General features: G+C 55.9%; 16 protein-coding genes. 8 read left to right on the forward strand and 8 right to left on the reverse strand.

Features of this window, described 5'->3' with window-relative positions; genetic code table 11:
• Positions 1–14 precede the first annotated feature (14 nt).
• The 6 genes from JFU47_RS32615 to otnC form a co-directional block, all read right to left on the reverse strand.
• Positions 15–908 carry a LysR substrate-binding domain-containing protein gene (locus JFU47_RS32615; RefSeq protein WP_242485195.1) on the reverse strand — a complete coding sequence of 298 codons (894 nt, stop codon included), beginning with the start codon at positions 906–908 and terminating at the stop codon, positions 15–17.
• 65 nt (positions 909–973) lie between these two features.
• Positions 974–1,675 (reverse strand): ribonuclease activity regulator RraA, encoded by a 702-nt coding sequence (locus JFU47_RS32620; RefSeq protein ID WP_201188465.1) that lies wholly within the window; start codon positions 1,673–1,675, stop codon positions 974–976.
• 27 nt (positions 1,676–1,702) lie between these two features.
• Positions 1,703–2,488, reverse strand: a complete 786-nt coding sequence (locus tag JFU47_RS32625; RefSeq protein ID WP_201119943.1) for an SDR family oxidoreductase — start codon at positions 2,486–2,488, stop codon at positions 1,703–1,705.
• Positions 2,489–2,596: 108 nt separating this feature from the next.
• Positions 2,597–3,922 (reverse strand): MFS transporter, encoded by a 1,326-nt coding sequence (locus JFU47_RS32630; protein WP_201188466.1) that lies wholly within the window; start codon positions 3,920–3,922, stop codon positions 2,597–2,599.
• An 85-nt stretch (positions 3,923–4,007) separates the two neighbouring features.
• Positions 4,008–5,729 carry an IlvD/Edd family dehydratase gene (locus JFU47_RS32635; RefSeq protein ID WP_201188467.1) on the reverse strand — a complete coding sequence of 574 codons (1,722 nt, stop codon included), beginning with the start codon at positions 5,727–5,729 and terminating at the stop codon, positions 4,008–4,010.
• A gap of 153 nt (positions 5,730–5,882) precedes the next feature.
• Entirely contained in the window at positions 5,883–6,521 is a 639-nt protein-coding gene (gene otnC, locus JFU47_RS32640; protein WP_201188468.1) for a 3-oxo-tetronate 4-phosphate decarboxylase, read from the reverse strand.
• A 146-nt stretch (positions 6,522–6,667) separates the two neighbouring features.
• Here otnC and JFU47_RS32645 point away from each other — a divergent pair, with 146 nt between their 5' ends.
• Complete coding sequence (locus JFU47_RS32645; protein ID WP_201188469.1) at positions 6,668–7,693, forward strand: substrate-binding domain-containing protein; 1,026 nt, start codon at positions 6,668–6,670, stop codon at positions 7,691–7,693.
• Positions 7,694–7,728: 35 nt separating this feature from the next.
• Here JFU47_RS32645 and JFU47_RS32650 read toward each other — a convergent pair whose 3' ends face one another.
• Positions 7,729–8,433: a molybdate ABC transporter substrate-binding protein gene (locus JFU47_RS32650; RefSeq protein WP_201188470.1), complete on the reverse strand. Its 705-nt coding sequence runs from the start codon at positions 8,431–8,433 to the stop codon at positions 7,729–7,731.
• A 42-nt stretch (positions 8,434–8,475) separates the two neighbouring features.
• Positions 8,476–9,717 carry an alpha-hydroxy acid oxidase gene (locus JFU47_RS32655; protein WP_201188471.1) on the reverse strand — a complete coding sequence of 414 codons (1,242 nt, stop codon included), beginning with the start codon at positions 9,715–9,717 and terminating at the stop codon, positions 8,476–8,478.
• A gap of 339 nt (positions 9,718–10,056) precedes the next feature.
• Here JFU47_RS32655 and JFU47_RS32660 point away from each other — a divergent pair, with 339 nt between their 5' ends.
• The 7 genes from JFU47_RS32660 (at position 10,057) to JFU47_RS32690 (ending at position 18,072) form a co-directional block, all read left to right on the forward strand.
• On the forward strand, positions 10,057–10,728 hold the full coding sequence (locus JFU47_RS32660) for an aspartate/glutamate racemase family protein (RefSeq protein WP_201188472.1): 672 nt from the start codon (positions 10,057–10,059) through the stop codon (positions 10,726–10,728).
• Positions 10,729–10,734: 6 nt separating this feature from the next.
• Complete coding sequence (otnK, locus tag JFU47_RS32665; protein ID WP_201188473.1) at positions 10,735–12,009, forward strand: 3-oxo-tetronate kinase; 1,275 nt, start codon at positions 10,735–10,737, stop codon at positions 12,007–12,009.
• Between the two features lie 45 nt (positions 12,010–12,054).
• A complete protein-coding gene (locus JFU47_RS32670; protein ID WP_201188474.1) occupies positions 12,055–12,849 on the forward strand; it encodes a hydroxypyruvate isomerase family protein in 795 nt (264 codons plus the stop codon).
• A gap of 117 nt (positions 12,850–12,966) precedes the next feature.
• Positions 12,967–13,662: a fumarylacetoacetate hydrolase family protein gene (locus JFU47_RS32675; RefSeq protein WP_201188475.1), complete on the forward strand. Its 696-nt coding sequence runs from the start codon at positions 12,967–12,969 to the stop codon at positions 13,660–13,662.
• A gap of 91 nt (positions 13,663–13,753) precedes the next feature.
• Complete coding sequence (locus tag JFU47_RS32680) at positions 13,754–14,629, forward strand: helix-turn-helix transcriptional regulator (RefSeq protein ID WP_446739653.1); 876 nt, start codon at positions 13,754–13,756, stop codon at positions 14,627–14,629.
• 558 nt (positions 14,630–15,187) lie between these two features.
• Complete coding sequence (oxlT, locus tag JFU47_RS32685) at positions 15,188–16,465, forward strand: oxalate/formate MFS antiporter (RefSeq protein ID WP_201188477.1); 1,278 nt, start codon at positions 15,188–15,190, stop codon at positions 16,463–16,465.
• Between the two features lie 17 nt (positions 16,466–16,482).
• Entirely contained in the window at positions 16,483–18,072 is a 1,590-nt protein-coding gene (locus JFU47_RS32690; RefSeq protein WP_201188478.1) for a gamma-glutamyltransferase family protein, read from the forward strand.
• Positions 18,073–18,089 lie beyond the last annotated feature (17 nt).

Consider the following 18,089-nt stretch of genomic DNA (forward strand, 5'->3'; position numbering starts at 1 on the left):
GGTTCGGGCCAATTTCACAATTGGCCCAATAACCATTCTCTGAATGAAACCAGTGCAACATCTTGGGATTTACCAGCCGCAGCCAGCAGGTAGTAACTGGCACTGGACAGGGCAGGAACGTCCAGAGGGATTTTCAAAGACCCATTGGCCAACTCGTCCTCAATCAGAAATCTGGGGACCAACCCAACGCCTAAACCTGCACTGACAGCCTGCAACAGATGAGACGTAAGCTCGTACTGGGACCCCAGTTTGACTAGATCTGTGTCAGAGCCTTGAGCGCTCAACCAGTCCAGCCACAGCTCAGGACGGGCTGCACCTCGTAACAGGCGAGCTTCCTTGAAGTCATCGATCGAGCGTATTGGTTTGTCAGATACGACCGTACCACTGACAACCGGCACCAGAAACTCCGGAAAAAGAGGATAGGCATCTGCCTCATTCCATGGACCGTTCCCTACACAAATGGCGGCATCCATTTTGGAGTGCTCCAGATCGACTTCACCAATTCTGGCGTGGATATGGATCTGAATTGAGGGATGGCGACGGTAAAAGTCAGACAACCGTGGCAGCAGCCATTTGCTGCCGAAGGTGGGTAGTACTGCAAGGTGAAGCGCTGTTTCGGGTTGCCTGGATCTGACCAGACGGGTCGTCGCGCTTTTGATAGCACTGAGCGCGACTGATAAATCCTTCGCATAAGAGCGCCCGGCATCGGTCAACTCAACATGGCGTCCCACACGGTCAAACAGCGGAACGCAGAGCAATTGCTCAAGCGTCTGGATTTGTCGACTGACTGCGCTTTGCGAAAGGCTAAGCTCCTCTGCCGCCCGTGTGAAGCTACCCAGCCGGGCGCACGATTCCATAGCCAGCAGCGAGGACATCGACGGAGCAAGCGTTCTAGGGTTCATTTGCATGGTGGCAACCGATCTTCAATGGCAGGCAATGCAACCCGTTGAAAGTCGCATTACCTACTTGGGGCCTATTGCTGCGTTTTCGATTTTTCGTAACGCAGTCTGTTTTCTTCATTGGGCGGATAAAGGCCTGGCAAACTCGCCCCCTCGTTTACCTGCGACATAATCCAGGTCTCGAGACGCTCCTGCTCTACCGCCAGCTCAATGATCTCCATTAGCATCGCCTGGGGAATGACTACCGCACCATCAGAATCGGCGACGATGATGTCATTCGGAAATACAGCCACACCTCCGCAAGCGACCGGCTCCTGCCAATTCACAAAGGTCAGTCCGGCAACCGAGGCCGGGGCTGCAGTCCCCTTCCCCCAGACAGCGAGGCCTGTGGAGAGCACGCCATCCAAATCTCGTATGACTCCGTCTGTCACCAGCCCCGCGACCCCTCGGATTGCCATCCGTGCGCACAGGATGTCGCCAAAAATGCCGGCATCTGTCACACCCATTGCATCCACAACCGCAATGCAACCGGTAGGCATAGCCTCGATTGCAGCCCGAGTCGAACGCGGCGACGACCATGATTCAGGCGTCGCCAGATCTTCACGTGCGGGGACAAAACGCAATGTAAATGCCTCACCAACCGTACGTGGCTGCCCCGGCCGAATGGGCTGCGCTCCTCGCAGCCAAACGTTGCGTAGACCCTTTTTAAACAGGACCGTGGTCAGCGTCGCAGTCGATATACCTCTCAGCACGTCGACGGTTTGTTGATCGATCATCAAGCGCCCTCCTCGTACTATTTCTCGTTAGATATTGGCGAGAAGACCGCCATCAACCCGCTGAACTGTGCCTGTGACGTACGAAGCCCTGCCGCTGGCGAGGAATGCCACAACGTCGGCGTATTCCTGTGGAAGGCCATAGCGACCGACAGGAATCGAACCCGTACTTTCAGCAGAAACCTCTTCGACGGAGCGGTTCTCGCGCTTGGCTTTCGCTTCATCAAGAAAACGGATTCGGTCAGTGGAGATACGCCCCGGAAGAATGACGTTAACAGTCACACCATCACGGGCAACTTCGCGCGACAGAGTCTTCGACCAACCTACCAGCGACAGGCGCAGAGCGTTTGAAATACCCAAGTTAGGAATCGGTGCAACAACGCCCGAAGACGTGCTGGTGATAATCCGGCCCCATTTGCCTTCGCGCATCCCAGGCAGAACACGGTCGGTGATCGCGATGACGGAAAGCACCATCAATTGGAAGTTTTTCTGCCACAGCTCAACCGGCTGACCATAGGCAGGTGTTGGGGGTGGGCCACCGGTATTGTTGACCAGGATATCGACCTGACCGAAATGAGCTTCGATGGTCGAAACGTGCTTATCGATAACACTCAGGTCGCTCAGATCCCAAAGAATCGGCAGGACATCAGCACCCAACGCCTTCAGCGATGCTTGCGCAGCATCTAATGCTTCCTGATTGATGTCAGCAATGACAACCTTGCTGCCTTCTTGCGCGAAGGTCTTGGCGATGGCACTGCCTAAACCGCCGCCAGCGCCCATGATCAGGGCGACCTTGTTCTGCAAATGCAAATCCATACGGATCTCTCTCTGGTGAAGTAGGCGACCGTGTGACTGTCGCCAATAGCCTCTAATAGGCGTTGCTAGGGTGTCGACGCGGTCACCCGCGTCGAGCTTCAGGACATATCAGTGGTTAACAACTTTGGCGGGTACGAATTTGATCAACACAAAGGCCGTAATGATCAGCCAGCCACTGGACAAGAAGAGCCCTGCGGTCATGGAGCCTGTGGTGCTGATCAACCACCCCATGATTACAGGGCTGACAAAGTTGCCGAGGTTGCCGGTGCAGTTAATGATCGCGATACCCAATGCTGCGGCGCTACCACCCAGGAACGAAGTAGGAAGGCCCCAGAAATGGGCGATCGCGGTGATGACGCCGCCAGCTGCCATGCACAGACCCAGCATGGCGAGGATGATATTGGCCTTGAACAGGACGCACAGCGTGAATCCAACAGCGGCGATCAGAAGAGGAACGGCGACGTGCCACCGACGTTCTCTTCTGCGATCGGCACTGCGTCCAACAAACTGCATGGAGATCAATGCAACCATGTAGGGCAGCGATGACAGCAAGCCGATGAACATTGGGTTATCGATGCCGTAACCTTTGATGATGGTTGGCTGCCAGAACTGGAAAGTATTGGACCCCAGGCAGATGCCGAAGTAGATCAGGCACATCAACCAAACGCGGGAGCTACGCCACACAGACGCAAAGCTTGTAAGCGTTTTATTCTTCGCGTCTTCAGCCAGGGCATCGTTGAGCAGTGTCTTTTCTTCTTTACTCAACCACTTGGCTTTCGCGATCGAGTCGTCCAGGTAGAAGAACACCACAATGCCCAGCACGATCGCCGGTATGGCCTCGATAATGAACAGCCACTGCCAGGCGGATAGCCCCAACGCGCCGCCTGTGGTCGCCATGATGTAACCAGAAAGTGGCCCACCGATAATCCCCGACGCGGGATTCCCTGCGACGAACAATGCGGTCGCGTGTCCACGGCGTGACGACGGGAACCATTGGGTGAGGTACAGGAGGATGCCGGGATAAAATCCTGCTTCTGCAACACCAAGGAGAAAGCGCAGCACATAGAAGCCGGTTGAGGATTCCACGTAAGCCATAGCGGCCGATAGAATCCCCCACGTGATCATGATGCGTGCAATCCAGCGCCTCGCGCCCACCTTATGCAGGGCCATGTTGCTGGGTACTTCAAACAGGAAGTAACCAATGAAGAACACCCCTGCGCCCAGGCCGTACACCGCTTCGCTGAGGTGGAGGTCATTGAGCATTTGCAATTTGGCAAACGAGACGTTCACCCGATCCAGGTACGCGACCAGGTAGCAAAGAAACAACAAGGGTAGAAAGCGCATCGTTACCTTGCGGAAGGTAGCGCTGAGCGTCGTTGCGGGAGTCGCAGGAGCTGCGGGGTCAAGGGTGCCGTCTAGCGAATTAGTAGTCATGATGATCCTCCGGAGGATTATTTTTGTGATATCCCGGGACGGCTACGCACAAGCGCAGCCGCATGATTCCTGAACCGACAATTGATCAATCGCGTTGCTTGGGTACCTTGTCGGTAAAGTGCTCCGCTCGCAGAAAGTCGAAGTCGACGCCCTGGTCTGCTTGAGTGATGGTGTCGAGAAACAGCTTTTTATAACCACGTGGCGCGGTTGGGCGAGTCATCGGCTTTTGCAGTCGACGTTCAGCCAACTCTTCGTCTGAAACCAGGAGCATCAAGCTACGCTCTGCCAGACTCAGCCGAATTCGATCCCCACTCTGGACATAGGCCAAAGGCCCGCCGATCGCAGCTTCAGGGGTGATATGCAATACGATACTTCCGAACGCTGTGCCGCTCATGCGGCCATCGGACATCCGCAAAATATCTTTCACACCCAGCTTGCCGAGCTTTTTCGGAATGGGGATGTAGCCCGCTTCCGGCATCGCAGCTGCGGTGGGGCCAATGTTTTTCAATACCAGGATGTCATCGGCGGTAACGTCGAGATCCTCTGAGTCAATGCGTTCGGCCATATCCTCAAGGCCTTCGAATACAACTGCCCGGCCCTCATGCTCCATCAACCGGGCATCGGCCGCCGACTGTTTGATGATCGCGCCACCGGGAGCCAGATTACCGCGCAGTACGGCGATACCCCCTTGCGGATAAATGGGGTTGTTGATCGTGCGCACGACGTCCTGGGGGAAAGAAGGCGCAGCGTTTTCAATCTCTTCACCCAGTGTTCTGCCGGTTACCGTCATGGCATCGAGGTGAAGCAAAGGTTTGAGCTCGCGGAGCAAGGTCGCCATTCCGCCCGCGCGGTGAAAGTCTTCCATGTAATGCTGGCCCGAAGGCTTCAGGTCGAGCAATACCGGTGTGTCACGCCCCATGTCGTCGAGTCGCGCCAGGTCGATATCGATGCCCATACGGCCAGCCATGGCTGTGAGGTGAACAATACCGTTGGTTGAGCCGCCAATCGCCAGGAGCACTCGCAAAGCATTTTCGAAAGATTTGCCTGTGAGGATCTTGTCAGGCGTGAGGTTTTCCTTGGCCATTCGCACGGCGCAGGTGCCGGTCAACTCTGCGATCCGCATGCGGTCGGAAGTCACCGCGGGTGGTGAGGCAGACCCGGGCACAGAAATGCCCAATGCTTCCGTAATGCACGCCATGGTACTGGCCGTTCCCATCACAGCGCATGTGCCCACGCTGGCTACGAGGCGGTCATTGACTGCATCGATCTGCTCATCATTGATCTCCCCTGCGCGGTACTTGCCCCAGTAACGACGGCAGTCCGTGCAGGCCCCCACCCGCTCACCCTGGTGGGATCCGGTCAGCATGGCACCTGTGACCAGTTCGATTGCAGGGACGTTTGCCGAAGCCGCTCCCATGATCTGCGCAGGGACGGTTTTGTCGCATCCGCCGATAAGAATGACAGCGTCCATCGGTTGAGCGAGGATCATTTCCTCGGTGTCCATGGACATCAGATTTCGCAGGTACATGCTCGTCGGCTGGGAGAAGCTTTCCGCCACGGAAATGGTAGGAAACTCCATCGGCAAACCACCTGCCATGAAGATCCCGCGTTTGGCCGCTTCGATCAATTGGGTCATGTTGCCGTGGCAGGGGTTATAGGCGCTACCGGTGTTTACGATACCGATCACGGGACGGGAGAGCGCGTCGCTGGAGTACCCCCCGCCCTTGATGAAAGCGCTGCGCAGGAAGCGGGAAAAGCCAGCATCGCCGTAGTTGGCAAGCCCTTTGGAGAAGCCTTTATTTTTCATCAGCGTGATCCATTGTTCTTATAGGTTTGGCTCGTTCCAGACGAGTCCTGACTGAACTATGGAGGTGATCACTCGAGAGAAAAACGGGTTGATACTATTTTCAGAAGAAAGGTTTTCTTTCGAATCAGTACATTCATCGCAACTCCCCCTTGATTACCAGCTGACGCCAAAAGCCTTCTCAAGCTCGGCCAGTGCTGAAGCATCGAGTGCCGGCGGTTGGGGACTACTCATAAGCCACAATCGCGCTGTTTCCTCCAGCTCCTCAAGAGCGAAGCTCGCCTTCGATACCGAGCTTTCCCAGACGACTGGCCCCAATCGTTCCAGCATTACGCCCCGCACTCGATTGGCCAGTTCAGCGACACGCTCAGCCACCTCCGGTGAACCAGGTCGCCGGTATGGAATCAGAGGAATGCGTCCAACTTTCATCACTTGGTACGGCGTGATCGGGGGCAGGATACCTTCGAGGTTGAATACTCCCGCGAGCGTCAACGCTACCAAGTGAGTGGAGTGTGTATGGACGACACCGCCTACCCCCGGATTGCGATCATAGACCTGACGGTGCAGCGCAAGCGTCTTGGACGGCTTATCCCCAGATACCCATTCCCCATCGCTCGCAACCTTGGAGACTGCTGCTGGATCAAGCCGTCCCAGGCACGCATCGGTAGGTGTGATCAACCACCCATCCTCCAGCCGCGCGCTGATGTTGCCGGCACTGCCCACCGTATAGCCCCGCTCGTACAGGCTCTTGCCGACGGTGCAAATCTCTTCTCGCAACTTGCTTTCTTTGCTCATGACTACCTCAGAAAAATATAATCCGTGGACAAAAAGCCTGATTCACCATCGTCAATGATTTAGCGAATCTCAATTACAGCGTTATCGACATTGCTGATAGCGGGCAAATATGCACAATCATCACAACTAAACCCTGAGATACCTCCGTGCAGACCGATCACCTTCCAAAAGTCAGTCTGATTGATGTCGCTCGCCATGCGGGCGTATCGACAGCAACCGTATCGCGAGTGCTCAATGGCACTGCCATTGTCAGCGACGCCCGGCGCGAAGCCGTTGAGCGCGCATGCGACGAATTGGGGTTTGTCATAAACGGTGCAGCGCGCACGCTCATGACCAACCGCAGCATGACGATTGGCGCTGTTGTACCCAACCTCGCAGCCGAGACGTTTTCGCGCCCGCTCGCCGCTTTTCAGCGCCGGGTGCATGAAGCCGGTTACACACTGTTGCTCGCAGACTCCCAATTCGACATGGACATAGAGCTTCGCGAAGTGACCACTCTGCTGGAGCATGGCGTCGACGCCTTGATGGTGGTGGGTCACACCCACCATCCCAAAATGTGGGGCCGCATTGAAAGTCGCGGTATTCCCTGCGTACAAGGCTGGACCCTGGACCCGAATCGCCCGAGCGTTGGGTTCGACAATGCTGCGGTCGCACGCGAAATGACCAGCCATCTCGTCGAATTCGGCCATCGCAAAATTGCGCTCATCATTGGCATGCGCCCTTCGAACGACAGGTGGACGACACGCATCGAAGCCATCCACGCCAGGCTTGCAGAAGATGGATTGGAGCTGCCTGACCACTACATGATCCAGGACGCGTTTACCCTCGAGGATGGTCGCAGGGCAATGTTCGAGTTGCTCGACCTGCCAGAGCCGCCGACGGGCATCATCTGCGGTAACGATATCCTGGCCTTTGGTGCGCAAATCGCCGCTCACTCACGAGGGGTTCGCATTCCTGAGGACCTTTCGATCATCGGTTTGAACGACTTCCACTACGCCGCGTATCTCACCCCGCCATTAACAACGATGCGCATCAACCTTGAACAAATCGGTGAGCGTGCCGGCGATTATTTGCTGAGCCAATTAACGAATGAGCCACTGGGAACTCAGCCGTTGATCGAAACAAAACTGATGGTTCGAGCAAGCACCGGTCCGGCACCAGAAAACCGATAACCGCTGGCGGCCGGTCAGTTCCTGGCAAATGATGCTTAGCGTAGTTCCAGCCCTTTTTCACGGTAGGCGATCGCCGAGGCGTCACTGCGCAAGTGATCAAACAGCTCGGCCACGGCATCAGCGTTCTCACAGCCCACGAATGCCGCAGCTGAAAACGAAGTCGTGCTCTGCACGGCCTCAGGTAATGGACCGATGACCTCGACCCCCTCGACGACCAGCAACTCACTGATCTGTTGAATCGCCACGTCGGCGTTGCCCTCGGTGATCTGCCTGGCGGTGAAACCTTGTGGGATGGTGCTGGCCTTGGCATTGATCTGGTCAGCGATACCCAGCTGGGCGATAAGCTTCTGAAAGTAGATGCCGCTGGCACCGCCAAGCGAGTACGCGACTGAGCGGGCGTTAAGTAACGTCTGCACTAACGCTTCAACAGTAGAAATATCGTGATGCTCGACACCGGCTCGCACGGCGACTCCAATACGGGAGTCCACCAGTTCGACACGACTGGCAGCATCGACAATTCCGCGCTGAACCAGCTCATCCATTGCCGGTACGGTCACAATGATCGCGTCGCCGCGGGCGCCTTTTTCGATATTGTCCATCAGCACAGTGGTGGGCGCCCATTCGATGTCCACTGCTCCGCCTTTCGCCTCGAAGGCCGGCAAAATGGATGCATCAAATGGCGCGCGAACGACCAGCGCGCTCATCAGTCGTACACCTGGTACCGCTTCTTGCTCGTTCATTGTTTTTACCTGTTCAACGGTTGCTCGGGATAAATGGGGCAATCAAGAGACGCGGCGAAGTAAGTCGGGATGCAATTGGTGCAAGCGACGAACACCCACCAACGCCATATCACGATCAATTTCTTCTTTGAGGATGCGCATTGCGTGCAGCACACCCTGCTCTCCTCCGATCGCCGCGGCATAGAGGAAGGAGCGCCCGAGGAAAACAAAGTCCGCCCCCAGCGCCATCGCCTTGAGAACGTCAGTGCCCCGTCGTATACCGCTGTCGATCATCACTTTCATGGCGCCCTTGTGCTCGGCGATCTCAGCCAATACATCCAATGGGGCGACGGCATAATCGAGCTGGCGACCACCGTGATTCGAGACGATGATGCCGTCGACACCAAGATCACGCGCCACGCGCGCGTCCTCGGCACTCAAGATGCCTTTTAAAACCAGATTGCCTTTCCAGCGCTTGCGAATGGCTTCAATGTGCGTCCAGTCGAGTTGGTCACGAGCATTGGTGTTGCGCACGACGTTGTTGGACATCATGGCTGGACCGCGCAGGGCTTCGGTGTTCTCGAAATGAGGCATGCCATGTTGGATGACAGTGCGCAGCACTGTGCCGAACAACCAGTTCGGCTTCATTGCGCTTTGCCACATGACTTTGGGCGTGACCTTGATTGGCATGCTGAAACCGCTGCGTTGCACGTGCTCACGGTTGCCGAGAACCGGAAGGTCGCCGGTTATTACCAACGTTTTGTAGCCTGCGTTTTCAACCCGATCAATCAGCGGATCAATGCGTTTAGGGTCGCCTGGGAGATAAGCCTGAAACCAGCTTTGCGGGTTACGAGCAATGACGTCCTCCAGTGAAATCAGCGACGAGGCGCTGAGAATCATAGGCACATTCATCGCTTTGGCCGCACCCGTGAGTACCAGGTCTCCTCGATAGGCTACAAACGCCGCCCCCCCTAAGGGTCCAACTCCAAACGGATGCGAGAAGGTATGGCCAAACAGCGTGGTGTCCTGTTTGCGTCCAGACACATCGACGAACATCCGTGGGACGAAACGGTATTTCCGGTAGGCATCACGCGTTCCACGTAAGGCGGTTTCCGTTTCTACACCACCGCAAACATGGTGGAACACCATGGTAGGCAAATGTCGTTTTGCATGACGCTCGAAATCATCCAGCGCTAACAGATCGCGGAATCGGTGGGGAATCGTAGTCACAGGCCGCGGCACATTGACGGCGATTGGGGCATCGGATTGCACGCCTACGCCTTTTGTTGTTGTGTCTGAAGTCATACGAAATCTCGTTAAACGCGCTAGCCATGGATTGGAGCGCTAGCGTGTGCCGGCCCGTGAGTCGCATCAAAACCAACTCAAAATGAAAGCGCTTACATGCTAGGGCCGTTCCTTGATGGCCGTCAATCGCAAGACCGTCATTTTTCGTTTTTCCATCACCAACCAGTTATCTCAAAAGAACTCAGATGCTTCCTGTTGACGTTGCTGAAAAAATGGCGTGATAATTTGTAAACGCTTACATTACACGCTACCAGCTTGTTGAAAGACGTCCGACACAGGCTTGAAATCTCTGCATCCATGCGGATACCGCTGCGCAATCCAATAACAAAGGACCACCCGATGCCACCTCGAATTGTTTTACTTCATGCCACTTCGGTGGCCATGCAACCTATCCAGGAAGCTTTCGCTCGGGGTTGGCCAGAAGCGGAAATCGTCAACCTGCTGGATGATGGATTGACCATTGATCGCGCTAGAGAGACAGAGCTGTCTTCACAAATGATTCAGCGTTTCGTTGATTTCGGTCGGTACGGGTATGACACGGGTGCCGCAGGCGTTTTGGTCACCTGCTCCGCATTCGGTCCAGCTATTGATCGCATGGCCAAAGTGCTACCTGTGCCGGTTCTAAAACCAAACGAAGCGATGTTTCAAGCCGCGATCGCGCAAGGTAAAAAGATCGGCATGCTGGCCACCTTCGCTCCCGCGGTCAGCACAATGACTGCGGAATTCGACGAGTACGTTTCCCGCATCGGATCGGACGCGACACTGCATACCATCGTCGTTGAAAAGGCCATCGACTTGCTGCGCAAGGGCGACGTCGAAACCCATAACAGGCTTATTGCAGAGCGTGCGCCGGAATTGGCCGATTGCGACGCAATCATGCTCGCTCACTTCTCCACCTCACGCGCCGCAGAGGCGGTTCGAGCAGTGGTTAACGTCCCGGTGCTGACAGCGCCTGATGCAGCGGTTCAGCGCATGCGGGCACTGATCGAAGTCTCACAAGCGCAGGGGTAATCAGCGATGTTATTAGGCGTAATTGCAGACGACTTCACTGGCGCCAGTGACATTGCAGTCACCTTGGCAAAGGGCCTGCCGGGTCAGGGCGGCCTGAAAACCGCGCAGTTTCTTGGCGTGCCTGATCAACCGGCTCCGAAAGATATCGAAGCTGGTGTGGTGGCTTTAAAAAGCCGCTCTATCCCTGCGGCACAAGCCATTGAGCAATCCCTGGCGGCCTGCCGCTGGCTGAAGGAACAAGGCTGCCAGCAGATCCTTTTCAAATACTGTTCGACCTTCGACTCTACCCCGGCTGGCAACATCGGTCCGGTCGCGGAAGCCTTGGCGTTGGAGTTGGGTGCAGAAGCTGTTGTCGTCTGCCCATCGTTTCCTTCCATGGGCCGCACCCTGTACCAAGGTCATTTGTTCGTTAATGGCCAGTTGTTAAGCGAGTCGGGCATGCAAAATCATCCGGTAACGCCGATGACCGATCCGGATATTCGCAGGGTGCTTCAAGCTCAAAGTCAGGCGCCTACCGGTTTTATTGCCTGGCAGGTGGTACGCCAAGGAAGTGATGCGCTCGAAGCTGCGTTGGACGCCTCGCGCAAGAATGGAGAACGGCTGACGGTGGTCGATGCCATCGAAGACGAGGACTTGGTGGTTATCGGCAAGGCGTGTCGTTCTGCGCCCCTGCTCACTGGCGGATCAGGTATCGCCCGTGGACTCCCACGCAATTTCATCGATCAAGGCTTGGCTGCTGGCGTCGAGCTGGGTGATGTTCAGGTCAAAGGAGGCGAAGCTATTTTGGTCGGTAGTTGCTCCGGAGCGACACTCGGGCAGATCGCACAGCATGGGCTGGATCATCCAATGTTGATGATCACCGTAAAAGATGTACTGGAGGGCAGCATCAACCCTATTCATCTGGTCAGCTTCGTCCTCGAACACCTTGGGCAATCGCCGCTGGTTTATTCCTCCGGTGAGCCCGAAGAGGTCAAGGCCATCCAGCAGCAGTATGGCCAGGAAAGCGTTTCTGCAGCACTGGATGAGCTATTTGGAGAAGCCGCCCGGCTGCTCGTCCAGTACGGCGTGCGCCGAATTGTAGTCGGGGGCGGAGAAACGTCGGGCGCTGTCGTGAGTGCATTAAAACTAGGGGCTCTGACGATCGGGGGCGAGATCGATATCGGTGTGCCTGCCCTCCTCTCCAGCGGCAGCGATCCAGTAGCCCTGGCACTCAAATCCGGCAATTTCGGCTCGAAAGATTTCTTCGCCAAAGCGGTGAAACACCTAGGGGGAAATGCCTGACTTGCTCACAAGTCCTATCCGTCTCGTTCCACCTGAGGTACCGACATGACCCAGAATAGTAAGACGCGGTTTTGCGCAAATCTGAAGTGGCTGTTCACCGAGCAACCTTTTCTGGACCGGTTTGCAGCCGCTTCCAAGGCTGGTTTCGAGGCAGTGGAATACGCTTCGCCGTACGAGTATTCGGCAACTGAGCTGCGCTCACGTCTGAAAGACAATGGCCTGAAGCAGGTGTTGATCAATACCCCCGTGGGTGCTCCCGGTACCGCTACTGCTTCTGGCTCTGCCTGCCTGAAAGGATACGAAGAGCAAAGTCGAACCGGCCTCAAGCGCGCCTTCGAATACGCCAGCGCGCTGGATTGCCCACTGGTGCACCTGATGGCCGGCATCCTGCCTCAGGGGGAAGACCGTGACGATGCTTTCAAACGGTATGTAGATCACGTCGCCTGGGCCGCCGAATTGGCTCGTGACGCCAAGATCAAGCTGGTATTGGAAGCCCTCAATCAGCGCGATGTTCCAGGCTTCATCGTCCAGACTCAGGAGCAATCCGCATCCGTTGTGCAGACGGTGGGCAGCGAGCATGTCGGGCTGTTGTTCGACATCTACCACTGCCAGGTCAGTCAGGGTGACATTGCTACCCGCCTCAAGGCGCTGATGCCATTGATTGCCCACGTTCAGGTCGCGGACCCACCACTGCGCTCCGAACCCGGCTTGGGCGAGATCAACTGGGATTACGTCTTCAAACACTTGCTGGAACTTGGATATGACGGCTGGATCGGTTGCGAATACAGACCGTCCAATGGAACCGAAGCTGGCCTCGGCTGGCGTACGCGTTTCGTCTGACACCCCCCAGAAAAGGGTCGTTATCAATGTGAGGTGCAAAATGTGCGTAGCTAAGTCCAACTTTTCGTCAGTGCTCCTTGTCAGACTCAGACTTGCTCTCATACAGAGGAAGAGATGATGACCCAGTATGTATTTACCCCAGCCGAAACCCCTTCACTCGCTGTCCAGGGTGACGAATCCCGCTTTCCTGTCCGTCGCGTTTTTTGTGTGGGTCGCAACTACAGTGAACACGCCCGGGAAATGGGACACGACCCTGATCGTGAGCCTCCGTTTTTTTTCATGAAGCCCGCTGATGCTGTGGTTGCTGCTCAGGGAACCATCGCCTATCCGCCTTTGACTGCAGACTTGCATCATGAGGTTGAACTGGTAGTAGCCATCGGCAAGGATGGCGCAGACATTTCTCCTGAGGCTGCACTTGAGTACGTCTGGGGATATGGCGTTGGTGTCGATCTGACCCGTCGGGATATTCAAGCTCAGGCGAAAAAGATGGGGCGTCCTTGGGAATGGGCCAAGGCTTTCGATCAGTCGGCACCGTGCACCGCGTTACAACCTGTGAGCGCAGTTGGCCACCCTGCCAAAGGGCAGGTATGGCTCAAGGTAAATGGCGAGCAGCGACAAGTTGGCGATCTCGCGGATCAAATCTGGGCAGTCAGTGATGTGATCAGTTATGCGTCAAAATCCGTAGCGCTCAAGGCTGGCGATCTCATCTTCACCGGAACGCCGGCGGGCGTAGGAGCGTTGCAGCTGGGGGATGTTGTCAACGCAGGTATCGAAGGTATCGGTGAGCTGAGTTTCTCTATCGGTAAACGTTGATCTTGGCGTGCCGATTGTTGCCGATTAAAGTGCGGTATATGCATTGAGAGAAGCGCATATGCCTTTAAGCACACGCATACTGACGTACGGGATGCAGCAACGCAGCGATCGGCACGACTTTTACATCCGTGACAAGCGGGGGCGAGCCGCACTGACCAGCCCGCATCGGCACGAGTATTTCCAGATTCAGATCAATCTGGGTGGTGATACCGTGCAACATATCGGCGGAGCTGTACGTCCCTTTCCCAGGAAAGCGATGGCTTTCATCCTCCCGCATCGTCTTCACCTGATACCTCACCCTGACGACGGCGATTTCATTCTCATCAACTTCAGCCAGGAGTTTTTCCTGCCGCAGTTGAAGTGTGATCCTTTGGATTTGGAAGACATACCCATCGGGCAGGCTCCCGAGCTTTCGCCGTTTCGATTTCAGGAACATATAGACTTCATACTTGAGGACAGCGCATTCGATGAGGTGAGAACCTTGTTGGATCGCATGCGCGCATTAGACCAAAACAGAGAGTTTGGCGTACGAGAAAGACTCAAAGGTTATCTATTCCAGATCGTTGGCCTGGTGTGCCAACACTTTTCCGAGCCACTAAAAGCCCTAGGTGCCAGCAATGCTACCCATCAAGGTCGAAAGGACGCTCTTGCCCGAGTGCGCACTTACATCCGTAACCATATACACGATCCAACGCTTGGTTTGAAGGAGGCGGCGGCAGCGGCATTTCTATCTCCAAACTACCTCACACATTTATTGCGCAAGGAAACCGGAAAACCATTCTCACAACTCGTTCTCGACCGACGGATGCAGTTGGCTCGGACGCTGCTACTTAACAGCCAACTGCCGATAGGCCAAGTAGCGCACGGTTGTGGGTTCGTCGATGAAGCTTATTTTTCGCGTTGTTTCCGCAAGGAGCACGGTCTCCCACCCGGACAATTTCGCCGCGCTCATCAGACTCCAAACTGATCGCGGGCTGACAACCTATGCTGATTCAATCTAAAGTTGAATTTCTGATTATCAATAGAAGCACCTTTAATAAGCTACAGCTATATAACCAATCCCGAGAGATCCAGAAGCGTGCGTATCCTTGGTGCACTCTTCAGGATTCGCTTTTCTGTGGCCTTCGCGAATGTCTTGTGTACATTGACCGACCTCCTTGTCACTCGATCAAAAGGTACCAAAGTGGTGCAAGACGGAACACTTCGCACCACAAGTTCGCTTGAAAAAAATCGACAGAAAATCACATTTTTTCCTCTTGTCCGTTTATCGACATATGACGACCTCCTAGCGATAGACGCCAATTATCTTGCCGTGCAATTCTAGGATCATTAATAAATTATTTTATTAATCATATAGCCGGCTTCTATTTTTTCGAATAACTACGGAAAGAATAAGTTGCGCCTGCTTATAACTAAACACCGCAATCATTTAACAATTTTCTTACACGTCGTAATAAACCTTAATTTCTGGCACGCCGCTTGCTCTCTCTCATCGTGATATTAACGTAGTTGCGAGCATCCCCTTATGAGCAGAGAACAATATTTAATAGAAAGCGCCCAGGTTAAGTCATTGAGCGCACGCGGTTATCAACTCGTCATTGGCGTTATTTGTATGATGGCGATTTCCAGTCCGCAATATGTATGGACGCTTTTCACCGCCCCACTCACTGCGAAACTGGGTGTTTCGCTGGCACAGGTTCAAATAACCTTTTCATTATTGATTATCCTGCAAACCTTCTTTTCGCCTGTGCAAGGTTACTTGGTCGATCGTTTTGGCATTCGCACGCTAGTGGGCCTCGGCTGTGCGCTGTCCGGCCTCAGTTGGGTGCTGGCCAGCCAAGCCTCGTCACTGAGTATGCTTTACCTGAGCTACGGAGTGGTCGGCGGCCTGGGTACCGGGATCGTTTATGTCGGGATCGTCGGCCTGATGGTGCGCTGGTTCCCGGATCGCCGCGGCCTCGCCGCCGGCGCAGTGGCTGCCGGGTATGGCATGGGAGCGATGATCACCACCTTCCCTATCAGCAACAGTCTGCAAAATGTCGGTATGGAAACCACCATGCTGACCTTCGGCCTGGCGCTGGGCATTGTGGGGCTCGTGGCATCGCGCTTTCTGCGCCAGCCTCCGACATCGCAGAGCATGGACTCGCTGCCCGAAATGAAACAAACCGTGGTCGATGTGCCGCCTCGTAAAGTGCTGAAGACACCCGTGTTCTGGCTGATGTTCGCCATGTTCACCATGATGTCGACGTCAGGGCTGATGGTCACTTCGCAAATGGCCAGTTTCGCCAAGGACTTCGGAATGACCACCGTGATGGTGATGGGCATGGCCGCATTGCCACTCGCCTTGACCATCGACCGCGTCTGCAATGGCCTGACACGCCCGCTGTTCGGCTGGATCTCCGATCGCTATGGCCGCGAAAACACCATGGCTTTCGCGTTTCTTTTCGAAGGTACCGCCATGACCCTGTGGCTGCTGACCAGCGATAACCCGGTGCTGTTCGTCCTGCTCTCTGGCGTCGTATTCCTGGGCTGGGGTGAAATATTTTCGCTGTTCCCTTCGACGCTGACCGACACCTTCGGCACTCGTCACGCCACCACCAACTATGGGTTCCTGTACATGGCGCAAGGGATCGGTTCGATTTTTGGTGGCCCGGTCGCGGCGCTGCTGCACCAAAGTACCGATAGCTGGTACCCGGTGTTCGCCGTTGCCATCAGCTTCGACATCATTACCGCCCTACTCGCCTTTTTCGTGCTCAAACGCATGCGCGCCAACTGGATCGCCAAGCACTCGCTGAAGTCTTAATAACGAGGAAAAATCGTATGTTGAACACGACACTTGCTGCCCGCGGCATTGCAGTAGCCCCCCATAGTCTGGCGGCACAATCAGCCCTGGCAGTGCTGCGCGAAGGCGGCAACGCCATCGAAGCCATGGTCGCAGCGGCTGCCACGATCGCCGTGGTGTACCCGCACATGAACAGCCTGGGCGGCGACGGTTTCTGGCTGATCGTGCCAGCGCAAGGCGCGCCACTCGCAATCGACGCCAGCGGTCCGGCGGGTAGCCTGGCGACCCTCGCCCGCTACGACGGCATGAGCAAGATCCCGACACGCGGTGCCGACGCAGCACTCACCGTCGCGGGCACTGTTGGTGGCTGGCAGGAAGCGCTGGCCATAGCGGCTGAGTTGGGTGGACAAACCCCATTACCGCGCCTGCTGGAGGATGCCATCCACTACGCCAGCGCCGGGATCCCCACCACCCCGTCGCAGCACCTGGCCACTTCCAGCAAACAAGCCGAACTGCAAAGCATCCCGGGGTTCGCCGAAACGTTTCTACACAACGGTGCTGCGCCTGAAGCAGGCAGCCTGTTCAAACAGCCGCGCCTGGCAGTCACCTTGCGCACACTCGCCGAAACAGGCCTGGACAGCTTCTACCGAGGTACGCTGGGCGACTCCATCGCCCGTGACCTGAACGCAGTGGGTTCACCGGTCACCCGCGAGGATCTGGCCAACTACCGAGCCAAGCGAGTGCTCCCCCTGGAGTTGGCTCACAGCGCCGGCACCGTTTACAACCTGACACCACCCAGCCAAGGGCTGGTATCGCAATTGATCCTGGGCATTGCCGACCATGCTGGTCTGAATGACTTCTCTGCGGACGGGGCCGACCATATCCATACCCTGGTCGAAGCCACCAAATTGGCATTTGCTGTACGCGACGCCCATATCACCGACCCTGACCACATGACGATCAATCCGCAAAGCTGCCTCAGTCCAGCCTACCTGCAAGCATTCGCGGCACAAATCAACCCGCAGAAAGCCGCGCCCTGGGGCGAAGGCAAAGGCCCCGGCGATACCATCTGGATGGGTGTGATCGATAACGACGGGCTGGCGGTGTCGTTCATTCAAAGCATCTATCACGAGTTCGGCAGCGGTATCGTGCTGCCGGAGTCGGGCCTGAACTGGCAGAACCGCGGTGCCTCGTTCAGCCTGGATCCGGACCACCTCTTGAGCCTGAAACCGGGAAAGAAACCTTTCCATACCCTCAATCCTGCAGCGGCACGCCTGAAGGATGGACGCACCCTGGTTTACGGCACCATGGGCGGTGATGGCCAACCGCAGACGCAAGCTGCCGTGTTCAGTCGCTATGCCGTATTCGGTCAACCATTGCAGCAAGCCGTGACGGCGCCGCGCTGGTTGCTGGGGCGTACCTGGGGTGAAAGTTCCGACACGTTGAAAATGGAGGCACGCTTCGACGACAAGGTACTGAATGTACTCAGGGCTCGAGGGCACGAAATGGAAATATTGGCTCCGTTCTCCGAAACCATGGGCCACGCGGGTGCGGCGGTTCGGCTGGTTAACGGATCATTCGAAGGTGCATTTGACCCGAGGGGAAATGGAGCTGCTGCCGGGTACTGACGACTGGATGGCGGACT

It is taken from the genome of Pseudomonas sp. TH39(2020), assembly GCF_016650715.1.
GTDB lineage: Bacteria > Pseudomonadota > Gammaproteobacteria > Pseudomonadales > Pseudomonadaceae > Aquipseudomonas > Aquipseudomonas mandelii_C.